Source organism: Pseudomonas sp. HY2-MNA-CIBAN-0224 (genome assembly GCF_040310285.1).
Taxonomy (GTDB): Bacteria; Pseudomonadota; Gammaproteobacteria; order Pseudomonadales; family Pseudomonadaceae; genus Aquipseudomonas; species Aquipseudomonas helleri.
The window spans coordinates 19,606-36,106 of sequence record NZ_JBEOPQ010000055.1; the positions used below are offsets into that span (position 1 = coordinate 19,606).

15 protein-coding genes are annotated in these 16,501 nt (G+C 60.2%); 10 read left to right on the top strand and 5 right to left on the bottom strand.

What is annotated here, in order from left to right; genetic code table 11:
• The first annotated feature begins 62 nt into the window (after window positions 1-62).
• A complete protein-coding gene (locus tag AAEZ03_RS20405; protein WP_048367598.1) occupies window positions 63-272 on the top strand; it encodes a DUF2788 domain-containing protein in 210 nt (69 codons plus the stop codon).
• On the opposite strand, the gene AAEZ03_RS20410 is transcribed toward AAEZ03_RS20405, so the two are convergent.
• The 4 genes from AAEZ03_RS20410 to AAEZ03_RS20425 form a co-directional block, all read right to left on the bottom strand.
• Window positions 267-833 (bottom strand): pseudouridine synthase, encoded by a 567-nt coding sequence (locus tag AAEZ03_RS20410; protein ID WP_162207676.1) that lies wholly within the window; start codon window positions 831-833, stop codon window positions 267-269. The genes AAEZ03_RS20405 and AAEZ03_RS20410 overlap by 6 nt on opposite strands.
• Window positions 834-976: 143 nt before the next feature.
• The gene (amn, locus tag AAEZ03_RS20415; protein ID WP_153335827.1) at window positions 977-2,449 is read right to left on the bottom strand and encodes an AMP nucleosidase; all 1,473 of its coding nucleotides are present in this window, start codon (window positions 2,447-2,449) and stop codon (window positions 977-979) included.
• A 196-nt stretch (window positions 2,450-2,645) separates the two neighbouring features.
• Window positions 2,646-4,295: an acyl-CoA dehydrogenase family protein gene (locus AAEZ03_RS20420; RefSeq protein ID WP_350581125.1), complete on the bottom strand. Its 1,650-nt coding sequence runs from the start codon at window positions 4,293-4,295 to the stop codon at window positions 2,646-2,648.
• 73 nt (window positions 4,296-4,368) lie between these two features.
• Complete coding sequence (locus tag AAEZ03_RS20425) at window positions 4,369-6,744, bottom strand: hybrid sensor histidine kinase/response regulator (protein ID WP_350581128.1); 2,376 nt, start codon at window positions 6,742-6,744, stop codon at window positions 4,369-4,371.
• Between the two features lie 190 nt (window positions 6,745-6,934).
• Here AAEZ03_RS20425 and AAEZ03_RS20430 point away from each other — a divergent pair, with 190 nt between their 5' ends.
• The 4 genes from AAEZ03_RS20430 (at window position 6,935) to AAEZ03_RS20445 (ending at window position 10,519) form a co-directional block, all read left to right on the top strand.
• Complete coding sequence (locus AAEZ03_RS20430) at window positions 6,935-7,732, top strand: hydroxymethylpyrimidine/phosphomethylpyrimidine kinase (RefSeq protein WP_026014362.1); 798 nt, start codon at window positions 6,935-6,937, stop codon at window positions 7,730-7,732.
• A 17-nt stretch (window positions 7,733-7,749) separates the two neighbouring features.
• On the top strand, window positions 7,750-8,376 hold the full coding sequence (gene thiE / locus AAEZ03_RS20435; protein WP_262124196.1) for a thiamine phosphate synthase: 627 nt from the start codon (window positions 7,750-7,752) through the stop codon (window positions 8,374-8,376).
• A gap of 31 nt (window positions 8,377-8,407) precedes the next feature.
• Complete coding sequence (gene hemL, locus AAEZ03_RS20440) at window positions 8,408-9,691, top strand: glutamate-1-semialdehyde 2,1-aminomutase (RefSeq protein WP_350581132.1); 1,284 nt, start codon at window positions 8,408-8,410, stop codon at window positions 9,689-9,691.
• A gap of 279 nt (window positions 9,692-9,970) precedes the next feature.
• On the top strand, window positions 9,971-10,519 hold the full coding sequence (locus AAEZ03_RS20445) for a tetratricopeptide repeat protein (protein WP_048367611.1): 549 nt from the start codon (window positions 9,971-9,973) through the stop codon (window positions 10,517-10,519).
• A gap of 15 nt (window positions 10,520-10,534) precedes the next feature.
• Here AAEZ03_RS20445 and AAEZ03_RS20450 read toward each other — a convergent pair whose 3' ends face one another.
• Window positions 10,535-10,861, bottom strand: a complete 327-nt coding sequence (locus AAEZ03_RS20450) for a DUF1820 family protein (RefSeq protein ID WP_048367613.1) — start codon at window positions 10,859-10,861, stop codon at window positions 10,535-10,537.
• Window positions 10,862-10,993: 132 nt separating this feature from the next.
• On the opposite strand from AAEZ03_RS20450, the gene miaB reads away from it, so the two are divergent.
• The 5 genes from miaB to lnt all read left to right on the top strand — a co-directional run bounded on the left by miaB (window position 10,994) and on the right by lnt (window position 16,426).
• Entirely contained in the window at window positions 10,994-12,322 is a 1,329-nt protein-coding gene (gene miaB / locus AAEZ03_RS20455) for a tRNA (N6-isopentenyl adenosine(37)-C2)-methylthiotransferase MiaB (protein WP_350581137.1), read from the top strand.
• Window positions 12,323-12,525: 203 nt separating this feature from the next.
• Window positions 12,526-13,548: a PhoH family protein gene (locus tag AAEZ03_RS20460; protein ID WP_153434513.1), complete on the top strand. Its 1,023-nt coding sequence runs from the start codon at window positions 12,526-12,528 to the stop codon at window positions 13,546-13,548.
• Window positions 13,541-14,002 carry an rRNA maturation RNase YbeY gene (gene ybeY / locus AAEZ03_RS20465; RefSeq protein ID WP_048367619.1) on the top strand — a complete coding sequence of 154 codons (462 nt, stop codon included), beginning with the start codon at window positions 13,541-13,543 and terminating at the stop codon, window positions 14,000-14,002. The genes AAEZ03_RS20460 and ybeY overlap by 8 nt, the downstream gene beginning before the upstream one ends.
• A gap of 39 nt (window positions 14,003-14,041) precedes the next feature.
• On the top strand, window positions 14,042-14,881 hold the full coding sequence (locus tag AAEZ03_RS20470) for a CorC family transporter (protein ID WP_048367621.1): 840 nt from the start codon (window positions 14,042-14,044) through the stop codon (window positions 14,879-14,881).
• Window positions 14,882-14,902: 21 nt separating this feature from the next.
• On the top strand, window positions 14,903-16,426 hold the full coding sequence (gene lnt, locus AAEZ03_RS20475; RefSeq protein WP_153434514.1) for an apolipoprotein N-acyltransferase: 1,524 nt from the start codon (window positions 14,903-14,905) through the stop codon (window positions 16,424-16,426).
• Window positions 16,427-16,501: the final 75 nt, after the last annotated feature.

The following is a 16,501-nucleotide window of genomic DNA, read 5'->3' on the forward strand; positions in this document are numbered from 1 at the left end:
GCAGCCTGCGGCAGCGGCTACAGGATTGCGAGCGCCCCAACACGCGATCGATGGAGACCCCAATGGATCCTGCCGTATTTGAAGAATGGATGATGACGATACTGGTCAGCGTGCTGATCCTGTTTATGGGCTTTATCGTCTGGGACCTGGCGAAAAAATCCAAGGCCGGGCGCTTTGGTTCGATGATTCTGTTTTTTGTGCTCGGACTTGGGGTCGCCGCGTTTGTGATCAAAAGCGTGGTGATCGGCCTGATCGAGTCTGGCGCGTTATAACCGCGCCGGCACTTCTTTGTAGTGGCCTTGCTCCAGCCCCTCAATCGTCCAGTCGCCAATGCGCACCCGCACCAGACGCAGCGTCGGCAACCCCACCGCCGCCGTCATGCGCCGCACCTGGCGGTTACGCCCTTCGCGAATCACCAACTCCAGCCACGACGTCGGGACGCTTTTGCGAAACCGCACCGGCGGGTTACGCGGCCACAGTTCAGGCTCTTCCAGCGCTCGCGCTTCGGCGGGCAGGGTTTTGCCGTCATTCAATTGCACACCGTCACGTAGTTGCTGCAATTGCTCTGCTGTCGGCTCGCCCTCCACCTGCACCCAATAGGTTTTTGGCAGCTTGTGCTTGGGATCGGCGATTTTGGCCTGTAGCTGGCCGTCATTGGTCAGCAGCAGCAAGCCTTCGCTGTCACGGTCCAGGCGCCCGGCCGGGTAGATCCCCGGAATCGGGATAAAGTCTTTGAGGGTCGCCCGCCCGCCTTCGTCGCTGAACTGGGTCAGGACATCGAACGGTTTGTTGAACAGAAACAATTTGGGCTCAGCTGGCGGTGCCTTGGCCACACGGCGATTAGCAGCATTGGGGTTGGTGCTTTTTGGCGCCGGACGGCGTGGGGCGGGACGAGCAGGACGGGACATGACAAAAAGAACATCTAGCGATCAGGGCTGGTCATGCTAGTGCCCTGATCGCTAAATGACCACTTGAATCAACGGAACGGCGGTTCGTCGAAGCTGCGCAGTTTGCGCGAGTGCAGCGAGTTGAGCTGGCCGCGCATCAAGTCGACGGCAGCGATGCCGATTTTCAAGTGCTGGCTCACGGCCCGTTCATAGAACGCGTTGGCCGAGCCCGGCAGTTTGATTTCGCTGTGCAGGGGTTTGTCCGAAACACACAGCAACGTGCCATACGGCACCCGCAAACGGTAGCCCTGGGCCGCGATGGTGCCGCTTTCCATGTCCACCGCCACCGCACGAGAAAGGTTGATCAGCGGACGTTCCTGCGCCCAGCGCAACTCCCAGTTACGGTCGTCGTAGGTCAACACAGTGCCGGTACGCAGGCGTTTTTTCAGCTCATCGCCGCGCTCGCCAGTGACCTGCGCGGCCGCTTCCTGCAACGCCAATTGCACTTCGGCCAGTGCCGGGATCGGGATGTTCGGCGGTACGACGCGGTCCAGAATCCCGTCGCGGCGCATGTAGGCGTGAGCCAGCACGTAGTCGCCGATGGTCTGCGATTGGCGCAGCCCGCCGCAGTGGCCGATCATCAGCCAGCAATGCGGGCGCAACACGGCCAGGTGGTCGGTGATGTTTTTCGCGTTGGAAGGGCCGACACCGATGTTCACCAGGGTGATGCCGTGGCCGTCGCTGGCCTGCAAGTGATACGCCGGCATTTGATAGCGGTGCCAGACCACACCGGCAGCAATTGCCTGGGCTTCGCCGTAGTCCATGGACTTTTCGATGATCACGTTACCGGGCATAACCATGCGCACAAAACGCGGGTCATCACGCAGTTGCTCAAGGCCATGGAGAATGAACTGGTCCACGTAGCGGTGGTAGTTGGTCAGCAGGATCCACGGCTGAACATGGCGCCAGTCACTGCCGGTGTAGTGCACCAAGCGGCGCAGCGAGAAGTCGACGCGGGCCGCATCAAACAGCGCCAGAGGCAGCGGATCGGTGTTTTCCCAGTCGTACAGGCCATCAGCGATGCCATCGGTGGCGGCCGACAGGTCGGTACTCGGGAACACCCGCGCCAGCGCGGCGGCCGTTACGCCGGAACCCGCGAGCTCGTCGCCCTGCTCAACCACGTACGGGTACGGGATGTCTTGTTGGCTGACACCGACTTCGACCACCACGGTGAAATCACGCATCAACGGCACCAACTGCTCCAGCAGGTAGTGACGGAACGCGGCGGGATGGGTGACGGTGACGCTGTAGGTGCCAGGCAGTTGCACCTTGGCATAAGCACGGGTGGTGGTCGGGACTTCGCCATGGATGCGGTAGGTCAGACGCAGTTCCGGGTAACGAAACAGGGCACGTTCTTCCGGGGTCGGTTCGATCCGGTCTTTCAGGTAGCGCTTGAGTGCCTGGCTTAGCGCCGTGGTTGCGCGTTCATGCAGGGCCGCAAGGCGGTCGACAGCCTCGGCAGCGGTTGAAACGACAATAAAAGCTTCGGTCACGATAAGCATCCTGTCTTCTGAACTGGCAGGTCTTTATCTTGCCTGTATCAGTCGTTAAAGCATACCGGGCACACCACAAAACCCAGTAGCCGTACGATCAGTGGGAGCGGGCTTGCTCGCGATTGGATTGACTCGGTGCCACAGACAGACCGAGTTGGCTTTATCGCGAGCAAGCCCGCTCCCACAGTGCATGGGTGGGTGAGGGTTAAAGGACATGCGGGGTTGAGCGCTCGACGATGGCGGCGACGTTCAGGCCGCGTGGCAGGTTGCCGTAGGCGCGGCCATTGCCGTGTAGCCGACTGGCAATAAAGGCGTCGCTGACGTCGCTGTTACCGGCCTCCAAAAGCAGTTTGGCCTGTAGGCCCAAGGCAATGTCTTCGGTCAGTTGTCGGGCGCGGTATTGAATGTCATCGGTGTCTTTAAAGGCCTGCTGCAACCGGCCAATGTGCTGCGCCAAACGTGCATCGCCATGGCCGTCGCCCAGTTCGGCAAACAACGCGTCCAGCACACCCGGTTCTTTGGACAAGGCGCGTAACACGTCGAGGCATTGCACATTGCCGGAGCCTTCCCACGTTGAGTTGACCGGCGCCTCGCGGTACAGGCGCGGCAAGATGCTGTCTTCAACATACCCCGCGCCGCCCATGCACTCCGCGGCTTCGTTGATCATGGCCGGGGCGCGTTTGCAGATCCAGTACTTGCCCACGGCGGTCACCAACCGGGAGAAACGGGCCTCGTGGGAGTCATCCAGATGGTCTAGCGCGCGGCCCATGCGCAGGCTCAAGGCCAGCGCGGCTTCGCTTTCCAGCGCCAGATCTGCCAGCACGTTTTGCATCAAGGGTTGTTCAGCCAACACCCGGCCGCCCACCATTCGGTGTACACAGTGATGGCTGGCCTGGGTCAGCGCCTGCCTCATCAGCGCGCTGGAACCCACCATGCAATCGAAGCGGGTCATGGCGACCATTTCAATGATCGTCGGCACGCCGCGCCCTTCTTCGCCGATCATCCACGCCAGCGCCCCTCTAAACTCGACTTCGCTGGAGGCGTTTGAGCTGTTGCCCAGTTTGTTTTTCAGGCGTTGGATATAGAACTCATTGCGGCTGCCATCGGGGCGGTGGCGCGGCAGCAGAAAACAGCTCAGGCCTTTGTCGGTTTGCGCCAAGGTCAAAAAACCATCGCACATGGGCGCCGAGCAAAACCATTTGTGCCCAAGCAGTTCATAGGCCTGCCCCGGCCCGGCAGCGCCCACCGGATAGGCGCGGGTGGTGTTGGCGCGCACATCGGTGCCGCCCTGTTTTTCGGTCATTGCCATGCCTAGGGTGACCCCGGCTTTTTGGCTGATGTCGACGTTACGCGGGTCGTATTCCGTGGCCAGCACTTTGGGCAGCCACACGTGGGCAATGTCCGGTTGCAAGCGCAAAGCCGGGACGCTGGCGAAGGTCATGGTCAACGGGCAACCACTGCCGGCTTCGGCCTGGCTGTGCAGGTAGGTCATGGACGCCCGGGCCACATGAGCGCCGGGCTGCGGGTCGGTCCAGGGCAAGGACGGCAGGCCGTGCTCAATCGCGGTACGCATCAGTTCGTGGTACGCGGGGTGAAACTCCACCAGATCGATCCGATGGCCAAAGCGGTCATGGCTGACAAACACCGGTTTGTTTTCATTGGCCAAAAAGCCCGCTGCCATCAACGGCCCACCGGCCAGCGCACCGTACTGGTCAATCCGCCCTTGCGCCCAACCCGCACCGAAGTGCTGGCTCCAGTGCTGCAACGGCAGGTCGATACGGTACAGATTGACGCCGTCCAACGACGGCGGCTGATTGGTCACCTGGTGGGTTTCGGCGTATTGATGCAGGTTCATGGTGCGGGCTCCTCGGATCAATCCAATGACCCAGTGAAGCACGCACAGCCACCATCACAAGTGGCATATGCGCCTAAGGCCCGGCGCTTTTGCCCTCACCGACCACCAACAGGCGCTGTGCAAGGGCCTGCTGCACCTCTTCGATACCCAGCGGTTTGATCAACGCATCGGTGATCGCATCGACCTGCCCTCGCGCCGCTTGGGCCTCGGCAGTAGACTCAAACACCGCCAGCACCGGCAGTTGCAAACACACCGCCAGGGTCAGCAGTTGAGCGTCTTTTGACGTGGCGGTAATCCGCGCCAGCGGGCAACCGAGCAACACTGCATCGACGCGTTCGCGGCGCAGCAGGTCGATGGCTGCTTGCCCGCTGTCGGCGCAATGCACGCGATAGCCCAATGCGAGCAGCATGCCGTACAGGTCCGGAGCACCGACGTCGTGGTCTTCAACCAGCAACACGGCGCACTCAAGCGGGCTTTTTTTCAGGCTCAGGATCGTGCTCTGGGTAGCCGGGGCCAAAGCCTCAAGCTCCAGCGAGACCTGGAACTGCGAGCCCTGACGCGGCAGCGAATGGTGAGTCAACTGGCCGCCCATCAGCTCTACCAAGCGCCGGCAGATAGCCAAACCAATCCCCAGGCCGCCGTAGTTGCGGGTCATGGAACCATCGACCTGGAAGAAGTGCTGGTACAGCTCGGCCCGTTCCTGATGAACAAAGCCGATACCGCTGTCGATCACATTGAACGCCAACGACCAGCGCGCCTCGTCGGTGGCTTTACCGGTCACGCGTAAAATTACCCCGCCTTGGCAGGTGAACTTGATGGCGTTATCCAGCAAGCATTCGAGGCACTGGCGAATTTTCGCTTCGTCCCCAACCCAGTGTTCAGGCAAACCGTGGGCAATGTCATACGAAAAAGTCAGCCCTTTACTGCGGGCCTTTGGGGCGAATTCAGCACTCAGGGCTTTGAGCAGTTCGCCAAGGCTAAAGGGCTGCAACTCGGCCGTGAGACGACCGGCCTGTAACTCGGTCAGGGACAAAATGCCATTGACCATGCCCATCATTTGCCGCGCCGAGCCTTCGGCGGTCTGGGTGTAGAACTCGAGTTCGGTGCCCATGTCCAGGGTTTTGATCAACTCCAACGAACCAATTACCCCGTTCATGGGCGTGCGCAGTTCGTGGGTGACCGTCGACAGGAACTCGTCTTTGAGCTGGTTGGTGCGGGCCAGTTGCTGGTTCATCGCTGCCAGTTTTTGCCCGGTTTCTTGCAAGGTGCGCGCATGCAGGTCACGCATGGCGTTGATCCGGTCGGCCAGCGCCAGCGACAGCAGGCAGCCTTCGACCGCCGAGCCGATCTGGCTGGCGTACATGGTCAGGAAGACGTTCGGCAAGTAGCCCAAGACCATCAGTGTGTTGACCAGACCTCCGAGCAAAAAGGCCGACCAGGCGATCACAAAGTAGCGCGCCACCCGCAAACCACGGGCCCAGGCCACCACACCCGCAACAAAGATAACCACGATAAACGCCAGCGCCAGCGCCGTCGCCAGCCGCAGGGCCACGGCATAACTGGTGATCAGCGACAGCAGCATGACCAGCGCACCGACGCCCATCAGCAAGATCAGCGCACGGTCCAGCCAGCGGCTTTGCGAGCCGATCTGCAAAAAGGAGCGCGCAAACTGGCAGCCAAAGAGCGCAGCCGAACCGATCAAAAACGGCACCGACGCGTTGGCCCACCACGGGTTGTTGGGCCAGAAGTACTGCACCGCCGCGCCGTTGACCGCGAGCTGGTACAGGCCAAACGAGGCCATGTAGACGATGTAATACAGGTAGCTGGTGTCACGCACGCTGATGTAGATGAACAGGTTGTACACCAGCATCCCCAGCAGAACCCCGTAAATCAGGCCCAGCACATAAATGCGCTGGGGCTGTTCTTCGAGATAGGCTTGCGCAGACCACAAGGTGAGCGGCGCTTGAATCGAGCCTTCGCTGGCCAGGCGCAGGTAGACGGTCTGGTTTTGTCCAGGGCTGAAATGAAGTTCGAAGAGGTAGTTGTTTTCTTTGATCTGCCGGCTATCGAAGGGCAAGGCATCGCCGGTGCGCTCAGCCAGGTAGTAGTTGCCTGCTGCATCGGCCAGGTACAGGTCGATGTTGTCCAGCGGCGGATACGCCAGCTCCATCAACCAGGTGCGGTGTGCCGTGGGGTCTTTGGGCAAGTATTGCAGATCAATTTTTAGCCAGAAGGCCGAGCGCGAGTACCCTGCATTCAGCGTGTCTTTGGTGTGGAGCTTGAACAGACCCGGGTTGGCGATCACATCGCTCAACGTCGCCTGGCCCCCCACATCTTCGAAGACCTGCATCACTCGGCCCAAGGGCAGGCTCTGGGTGGTTTCGTCGAACTCGACTGCGCCGGCCAGCATCGGTAGCCAGCCCAGCATCATAATCAGCAAATAGCGCATACAGCCCCAGCGTGGTCCGCCCGGTTACGTGCAGAATCTCCTGTTCCGTTTGAGACCGCGTCGACCGTCTTACCTGTTAGTAATGTGGGGCTCACTTTAGCATAGCCATCCCGATGGAGCCGCATGGCCATCATACAAATCAGCGGACCAAACAGCCGCAAAAAAGCGTTTGGTGGTAAGCTCGCGCACCATGAATATCTACAGCTCTCGCCCCGTTGTCCTCTGTCTCTCCGGCCATGACCCCAGTGGGGGTGCCGGCTTGCAGGCAGATATCGAAGCCCTGCTGGCTCAAGGTTGTCACGCGGCCCCCGTGGTCACCGCCTTGACTGTGCAGAACACCGTGAATGTCAGCGACTTCCGCGTGCTGGATCGAGAGTGGGTGCTGGCGCAAGCCAATGCCGTGCTCAGCGACTCCACGGTTGCGGCCGTCAAGCTGGGCATGCTCGGCTCACTGGAAATGGTCGACACCGTGGTCGAGCTGCTTCAAGCCCACCCGCATCTGCCGATGGTCTGTGACCCGGTACTGCGCGCGGGCGGCGGCGGTCGACTGGGTAAAGACGAAGTGGGCTACGCCATGCGCGAGCGCTTGCTGCCCCTGGCCGTGATCGCCACGCCCAACCTGCCTGAAGCCCGCATTCTGGCCGAACTGCCTGAGGGCAGCGCCGATGAATGCGCCGAAAAACTCCTGCCTTTCTGCAAACACCTGCTCATCACCGGCGGACACGGCGATGAACACGAAGTCCATAACCGCCTGTACAGCCGCGACGGCAGCCGTCACACCTTCACCTGCTATCGTCTGCCGGGCAGCTATCACGGCTCGGGCTGCACCTTGGCCAGCACTCTGGCCGGGCGTTTGGCCATTGGCGAAAACCTGGTCAGCGCGGTCGAGACGGCGCTCAACTACACGTGGCGCACCCTGCGTGATGCCGAGCAACTGGGCCAGGGCCAATTTGTGCCCCGGCGTTTACCGCTGGACTTCTGTTCGTAACGAATGAGGCTCGACCCATGAAGCTGCGTGGTCTTTACGCAATCACCGATAGCCAACTGCTGGCCGGCAAATGCCTGGAGTATGTCGAGGCAGCGCTGGATGGCGGCCTGACACTGTTGCAGTACCGCGACAAAAGCACCGATGAGGCCCGCCGCTTGCGCGAGGCCGAGGCGCTGATGCACTTGTGCGATCGTTACAAGGCGCACTTGCTGATCAACGATGACGCCGAACTGGCCGCGCGCTTGGGCGTGGGTGTTCACCTGGGCCAGACCGACGGCCCGCTGACACCTGCACGGGCACTGCTCGGGTCAAAGGCCATTATTGGCTCAACGTGCCACGATCAAATCGATCTGGCCGAGCAGGCAGTGAAGGAAGGCGCCACCTATGTGGCCTTTGGGCGCTTTTTCACCTCCAGCACCAAGCCCGGCGCTGCCCCGGCGTCCCCCGAGGTGATCAACGAGGCGCGCGCCAAGCTTATAAACGTGCCGATCTGTGTGATCGGCGGCATTACCCTGGACAACGCCGCCCCGCTGGTCGAGCGCGGGGCTGACTTGCTGGCCGTGGTGCACGGCCTGTTTGGCGCCGACAGCACGCAGGAAGTGACCCGACGCGCCCGCGCGTTCAACGCCTTGCTGTCTATTTAAATACCGAATTCTGATTCAGAGAGAGCCCATCATGTCTCGTTCCGAAACGCTGTTTGCCAACGCCCAAAAACACATCCCCGGCGGCGTGAACTCGCCTGTTCGTGCGTTCAAGAGCGTGGGCGGCACGCCTTTGTTCTTCAAACATGCCGAAGGTGCCTACGTCACTGACGAAGACGACAAGCGTTATGTCGACTACGTGGGTTCGTGGGGCCCGATGATTTTGGGCCACAGCCACCCGGACGTGCTGGACGCGGTGCGTGCGCAACTGCAACACGGCTTGTCCTACGGCGCCCCGACCGCCATGGAAACCGAGATGGCCGACCTGGTGTGCTCGATTGTGCCGTCCATGGAAATGGTCCGCATGGTCAGCTCCGGCACAGAAGCCACCATGAGCGCCATCCGTCTGGCGCGCGGCTTTACCGGGCGTGACAACATCTTCAAGTTCGAAGGCTGCTACCACGGCCACTCCGACAGCCTGCTGGTAAAAGCCGGCTCCGGCGCACTGACCCAAGGCGTTCCAAGTTCGGGCGGTGTCCCGGCCGACTTCGCCAAACACACCCTGACCACCACCTTCAACGACATCGACGCCGTTGCGCAGTTGCTGGCAGAAGTGGGCGACACCGTGGCGTGCATCATTGTTGAGCCGGTGGCGGGCAACATGAACTGCGTGCCACCCGCGCCGGGCTTCCTGCAAGGCCTGCGCAGCCTGTGCGACCAGCACGGCATCGTACTGATTTTTGACGAAGTGATGACCGGTTTCCGTGTAGCCCTGGGCGGCGCCCAAGCCCACTACGGCGTAACGCCCGACCTGAGCACCTTCGGCAAAATCATTGGCGGCGGCATGCCGGTAGGCTGCTTCGGCGGCAAGCGCGAGATCATGCAGCACATCGCCCCGCTGGGCCCGGTGTATCAGGCGGGTACGCTGTCCGGTAACCCGTTGGCGATGGCCGCTGGCCTGACCACCCTGCGCCTGATCAGCCGCCCAGGCTTCCACGACGAGCTGACCGACTACACCACGCGCCTGCTCGCAGGCCTGCAAGAACGTGCAGACGCTGCCGGCATTCCTTTTGTGACCACCCAGGCGGGTGCCATGTTTGGCCTGTACTTCAGCGAAGCCGATGACATCGTGACCTTCGACGACGTCATGGCCAGCGATGCCGATCGCTTCAAGCGGTTCTTCCACCTGATGCTGGACGGCGGCGTGTACCTGGCGCCAAGTGCGTTTGAAGCCGGCTTCACTTCGATCGCCCACGGCGACGCCGAACTGCAACTGACTCTGGATGCTGCCGAGCGCGCTTTTGCTGCGTTGAAATAACCTGAACCCTGTGTAGGAGCGAGCTTGCCTCGCGATCTTTTAAAGATCAAAAGATCGCGAGGCAAGCTCACTCCTACAGGGGTTTATGTTCTTTTTATGCGCGTGAGGGGCTAATCATTTATGCCACCTGTCCAAAATCGTCTTAAATCAATCGATATGGCGGTCACGCAGCAGAAAAACGAGTAAAGACTTTGTAAGGTGGCCTCCGCTTATTTCATAATGCGCGCCTACTCATCCCTTGGTCGGGTATGCCCGCCTTTCAGAGGTACGTCGATTCCCATGAACCGCACCGGCCGCGCCCTTGCACTGGGCTGCCTGTTGCTCCTTCAACCGTTGCTTGCTCAGGCAGGTGGCAACTCGCTGTTGATTCCAGCGATGGGTCGTTGCACCCTCAATACGCAGCCAGAAGACCTCAAAGAAGCTCTGGCAGCCTGCGTTGAGGCGGCAAAAACCGGGGATGCAGAAGCTCAATACGAGCTGGGTGAGTTCTATTACGACGGTAAAAACGCCCCGCAAGACCTCAATCAGGCCCTGAGCTACTTCGAACAAGCGTCGCTGCAAGGCCACGCCATGGCGCAATTTCAGCTGGGCACCATGTTCTTCAAGGGTGAAGGCGTTCCGGCCAATAACATTCAGGCGTACATCGTGCTGAAAATGGCGGCGGTCAACGGCGCCGAAGATGCCCTCGACACCGCCGACCTGGTCGCCGAGCAAATGCCCCGCGAACAACTCGAGACTGCTACCCAGATCCTGGGGCAGATCTTCCGCAAGTACCTGCTTGAGTTGCAATCAGCCGACGGTCGCTCGCCGTTCTCACCGCTGCCTTAGGGTAAAGGTGCCGAACTACTTGTCCGGCATCGGAAACGGAAACGGCATCACGTTGCTCATGCCATTGGCTTCGCTGATTTTCGGTGTTCCCAGACGTTCAACTTCATCGATGCGCACAATCGAGTGCATCGGCACAAAGCTGCGTACCACGCCTTCAAATTGAGCTTTGAGCTTTTCTTCGCTCGGATCAACGACGATTTGCGTGCGCTCCCCGAAGACAAATTCCTCAACTTCCAGAAAGCCCCACAGATCACTTTGATAGATCTGCTTGGCGTACATTTCGAACACCTGGCCCTGATTGAGGAAAATCACCTTGTAGATTGGAGCTTCACGTTTGGTCATGGTGGGCGGGTAAACATCTGAGGATATAAAAGAGGGCGCGAACTATAGCATAGCCACCGGACGCACAACGCTAGGAACCCGCGACCATGCCCCCTATAATGCGCGGTTCTTTGAACCACTTGATGAACACCCATGGCCAAGAAGCTTTACATCGAAACCCACGGTTGCCAGATGAATGAGTACGACAGCTCACGCATGGTCGATCTGCTGGGTGAACATCAGGCCCTGGAAGTCACAGCGCGCGCCGAAGACGCTGATGTCATCCTGCTGAATACCTGTTCGATCCGTGAGCGCGCCCAAGACCGCGTGTACTCGCAACTGGGCCGCTGGCGCGAGCTGAAACTGGCCAACCCCGAGATGGTCATTGCCGTCGGCGGCTGCGTTGCCAGCCAGGAAGGCGCCGCCATCCGCGACCGCGCCCCTTACGTGGACGTGGTCTTCGGCCCGCAAACCCTTCACCGCCTGCCCGAGATGATCGACGCTGCGCGCATCACCAAGTTGCCGCAGGTTGACGTGTCGTTCCCCGAAATCGAGAAATTCGACCATCTGCCAGAACCCCGCATCGACGGCCCAAGTGCCTATGTGTCGGTCATGGAAGGTTGCAGCAAGTACTGCACGTTCTGCGTGGTGCCTTACACCCGTGGCGAAGAAGTCAGCCGCCCGTTCGACGACGTGCTCAGCGAAGTGTTTCACCTGGCCGAAAATGGCGTACGCGAAGTGACCTTGCTGGGCCAGAACGTCAACGGCTATCGCGGCGTGACCGAGGACGGTCGCCTGGCGGACCTCGCTGAACTGATTCGCGTGGTGGCAGCCATCGACGGGATCGAGCGCATTCGCTACACCACCTCGCACCCGCTGGAGTTCTCGGACAGCCTGATCCAGGCGCACGCCGAGGTGCCGGAACTGGTAAAACACCTGCACTTGCCGGTGCAATCGGGCTCGGACCGCATTCTGTCAGCGATGAAGCGCAACCACACGGCGCTGGAGTACAAGTCCAAGCTGCGCAAACTGCGCGCGGCGGTACCGGGCATTTGCATCAGCTCTGACTTTATCGTCGGCTTCCCCGGTGAAACCGAGAAGGACTTCGAGCAAACCATGAAGCTGATCGAGGACGTCGGTTTCGACTTCTCGTACTCCTTTGTGTACAGCCAGCGCCCGGGCACACCTGCGGCCGACCTGGTTGACGACACGCCAGAAGAGCGCAAAAAAGAGCGCCTCAACGCGCTGCAACATCGTCTGAATCAGCAAGGTTTTGAGATCAGCCGCCAAATGGTCGGTTCCATTCAGCGGATTCTGGTGACCGATTACTCGAAAAAAGACCCTGGCGAATTGCAAGGGCGCACCGAAAACAACCGCATTGTTAACTTCCGCTGCGACAACCCGCAGTTGATCGGACAATTCGCCGACGTGCGCATCGATGCCGCCCAGCCGCACTCCCTGCGGGGTTCACTGCTGAACTAACGCGGACCTGTAGCCGCTGCCGAAGGCTGCGATAAGATCCGAAGGATCTTCAAGCTTTTAGAGCATGCGCCCACTTCGTGAGCGATCGCAGCCTACGGCAGCGGCTACAGGTTTTACGTCGCGTCAGTAAGTCCTTTCGCGCGTGACCTGCTAGCGTTATCCTTCATCTCACCTCAATTGCCTTAGGGCGGCTAAAAACGACCTTGAACGCACCCATCGAACCACATCGTTTTCTCCTCGAGCCTTTTGAGGCTCGCCGCTTCGCCAATCTGTGCGGACAATTCGACGAGCATTTGCGCTTGGTCGAACAACGTCTGGGCATCGAAATCCGCAATCGCGGAAACCAGTTCGAAATGATCGGCGACCCCAAACTGACTGTTTCTGCAGAACACCTGCTGCGCCGTCTGTACCGCGAAACCAAAGCCACTGAGCTTTCGCCGGACCTGGTGCACCTGTTCCTGCAAGAGTCTGCTGCCACCGATGACCTGGCCAATACGCCTGTGGCCGAGGCCAGCGTGTCGCTGCGCACCAAAAAGGGCATGATCCGCCCGCGCGGCACCAACCAGCAGCGCTACGTCAAAGAAATCCTCGGCAACGACATCAACTTCGGCATTGGCCCAGCCGGTACGGGTAAGACCTACCTGGCCGTGGCCTGCGCAGTTGACGCCCTGGAGCGCGAGCAAATCCGCCGCATCCTGCTGGTGCGCCCGGCGGTTGAAGCGGGTGAAAAACTCGGCTTCCTGCCGGGCGACCTGTCGCAAAAAATCGACCCGTACCTGCGTCCGCTGTATGACGCGCTGTACGAGATGCTCGGCTTTGAATACGTGGCCAAGCTGATCGAGCGGCAAATTATTGAAGTGGCACCGCTGGCCTACATGCGCGGTCGCACGCTGAACAACAGCTTCATCATTCTCGACGAAAGCCAGAACACCACCGTCGAGCAGATGAAGATGTTCCTGACCCGTATCGGCTTCGGCTCCACGGCCGTGATCACCGGTGACATCACCCAGATCGACCTGCCAAAAGGCACCAAGTCGGGGCTGACCCACGTGATTGACGTGCTCAAGGATGTGCCGGGCATCAGCTTTACGCACTTTTTGTCCAAAGACGTTGTGCGCCACCCGCTGGTACAACGCATCGTTGAGGCCTACGGGCGCTACGAACAGGAAGCCGCTGACAAGCTGGCCGCCCTGCCCGCCGCCAAGGACTACCGCAAAGATGCTTGAGCTTGACCTGCAACTGGCCACCGAAGCCGCTGCGCCCAGCGAAGCCCAGTTCCGCCAATGGTGCGAACTGGCGCTGCGCCAGCGCACCGCCGACTCGGAAATGACCATTCGTCTGGTGGACGAAGCCGAAGGCCGTGAGCTTAATCACACGTGGCGACACAAAGACTACGCGACCAACGTGCTGTCTTTTCCGGCAGAAGTGCCGGACGAATTCCTTGATATCCCGCTTCTGGGTGACCTGGTCATCTGTGTGGCCGTGGTTGAGCGTGAAGCCGCCGAACAAGGCAAGGCACTTGACGCTCACTGGGCTCACTTGGTGATCCACGGCTGCTTGCATCTTCTGGGTTACGACCATATAGAAGACGAAGAAGCCGAAGAGATGGAAGCGCTGGAACGAACGTTGCTTGCAGAACTGGGTCATCCAGATCCGTATGCAGACGACGAAACTGATTAACAACCCACTGAAACGACCAAGGGATACGAGTAAATCGCTATGAGCGAAGACCGATCGAGCAACGGGCAAAAGTCATGGTTGGGTAAGCTGACCCAGGCCTTTGCCCATGAGCCGAAAAACCGCCAGGAGCTGCTGGAGCTGCTGCGCGAAGCACATCAGAACAAACTGTTGGACAGCGAAGCGCTGGCCATCGTCGAAGGCGCCATCCAGGTGGCTGACCTGCAAGTACGGGACATCATGGTCCCGCGTTCGCAGATGATCAGCATCAAGGCGACCCAGACACCCCGCGAATTCCTCCCGGCGATCATTGACGCAGCGCACTCGCGTTATCCCGTGATCGGCGAAAGCCACGATGACGTCCTCGGCGTCCTGCTGGCCAAAGACCTGCTGCCGCTGATCCTTCAAGAGAACGGCGACAAATTCAACATCAAGGATCTGCTCCGTCCAGCGACGTTTGTCCCTGAATCCAAGCGCCTGAACGTGTTGTTGCGTGAGTTCCGTGCCAACCACAACCACATGGCCATCGTCATTGACGAATACGGCGGCGTGGCCGGTCTGGTGACGATTGAAGACGTTCTGGAACAGATCGTCGGCGACATTGAAGACGAACACGATGTCGAAGAAGACAGCTACATCAAGCCGCTGCCCAGCGGTGACTTCCTGATCAAGGCCCTGACGCCCATCGAGAACTTCAACGAGTTCTTTGACAGCGACTTCTCCGACGATGAGTTCGACACCGTTGGCGGCCTGGTCATGAGTGCGTTCGGGCATTTGCCAAAACGCAACGAAATCACTGAAATCGGCCCTTACCGCTTCCGCATTCTCAATGCCGACAGCCGCCGGATTCACCTGATTCGCTTAACGCCTATTGCCCGCTAAACCCTGACGCTAAGGATTGAAATGCGCTGGATAACCGCCCCCGGCTGGCCCGGTAACTTGCTGGCTGTGGTGGCCGGCGCACTGACAACCCTGGCGTTGGCACCTTTCGATATCTGGCCGCTGGCACTGGTTGCCCTGGCCCTGTTCTATCTGGGCTTGCGCGACCTGTCGCCCAAGCAGGCGCTGGGCCGTGGCTGGTGCTTCGGCTTTGGCCTGTTTGGCGCGGGCACCAGCTGGATCTACTACAGCATTCACCACTTCGGCGGGGCGTCGGTGCTACTGGCCGGTTTCCTGATGCTGCTGTTCACCGCTGCCATTGCCTGGTTCTTTGCCCTGCCCGCCTGGCTGTGGGCACGCTGGATCCGCCGCAATGAAGCGCCGCTGGCCGACACCCTGGCCTTTGCTGCGCTGTGGACAGCCCAAGAGGCTTTCCGTGGCTGGTTCCTCACAGGTTTCCCGTGGCTGTACTCGGGTTACAGCCAGCTCGACGGCCCCCTTGCCGGGCTCGCGCCGCTGGGCGGCATGTGGCTGATTTCGTTCACCTTGGCGCTGACCGCAGCGTTGCTATGCAACCTGCCCCGCCTGATCAAAGCCAGGCGCAAAGCCTTTATCGGCGCTGCCGTGGTGTTGCTGGTAGGCCCTTGGTGCATCGGCATTGCGCTCAAGCATCACGCCTGGACCAGCCCGTCGGGTGACCCGCTGAGCGTGGCGGCGATGCAGGGCAACGTCGCACAAAGCATGAAATGGGACCCGGCTGAGCTTAATGCGCAGTTGGCGCTGTACCGCGACATGACCTTCAGCTCCAAGCGTGTCGACCTGATTGTGTGGCCAGAAACAGCCATTCCGGTGCTCAAAGAGAACGCCGAAGGCTATTTGACGATGATGAGCCGGTTCGCTGCCGAGCGAAATTCCGCGTTGATTACCGGCGTGCCGATCCGTGAAGAAGTGCGCCACGAATCGCGCTTCTTCAACGGCATCACGGCCGTGGGTGAAGGCGATGGCGTGTACCTGAAACAAAAACTCGTACCGTTTGGCGAGTACGTCCCGTTGCAGGACGTCCTGCGCGGCCTGATCGCGTTTTTTGACCTGCCGATGTCAGACTTTGCCCGCGGGCCTGCCGACCAACCCATGCTGCAAGCCAAGGGTTACCAGATTGCCCCGCTGATTTGCTACGAAGTGGTGTACCCGGACTTTGTCGCCGGGCTGGCCGCGCAAAGCGATATTTTGCTGACCATCAGCAACGACACCTGGTTCGGCACCTCGATCGGCCCCCTGCAACATTTGCAGATGGCCCAGATGCGCGCCCTTGAAGCGGGCCGCTGGATGATCCGCGCAACCAACAACGGCGTCACCGCGCTGATCAACCCGTTTGGGCAGATCACCACGCAGATCCCGCAGTTCGAGCAAGGAATCCTGTACGGCGACGTGGTGCCCATGCACAACCTCACGCCTTACCTGCAATGGCGCTCGTGGCCGCTGGCAATCTTGTGTGCGCTGCTGATTGGCTGGGCGCTGATCACCAGCCGCATCGCCAAGACGGTGTAAACCCGAAGGCCACCCCCCTGTAGGAGCGAGCTTGCCTCGCGATCTTTTAAAGATCAAAAGATCGCGAGGCAAGCT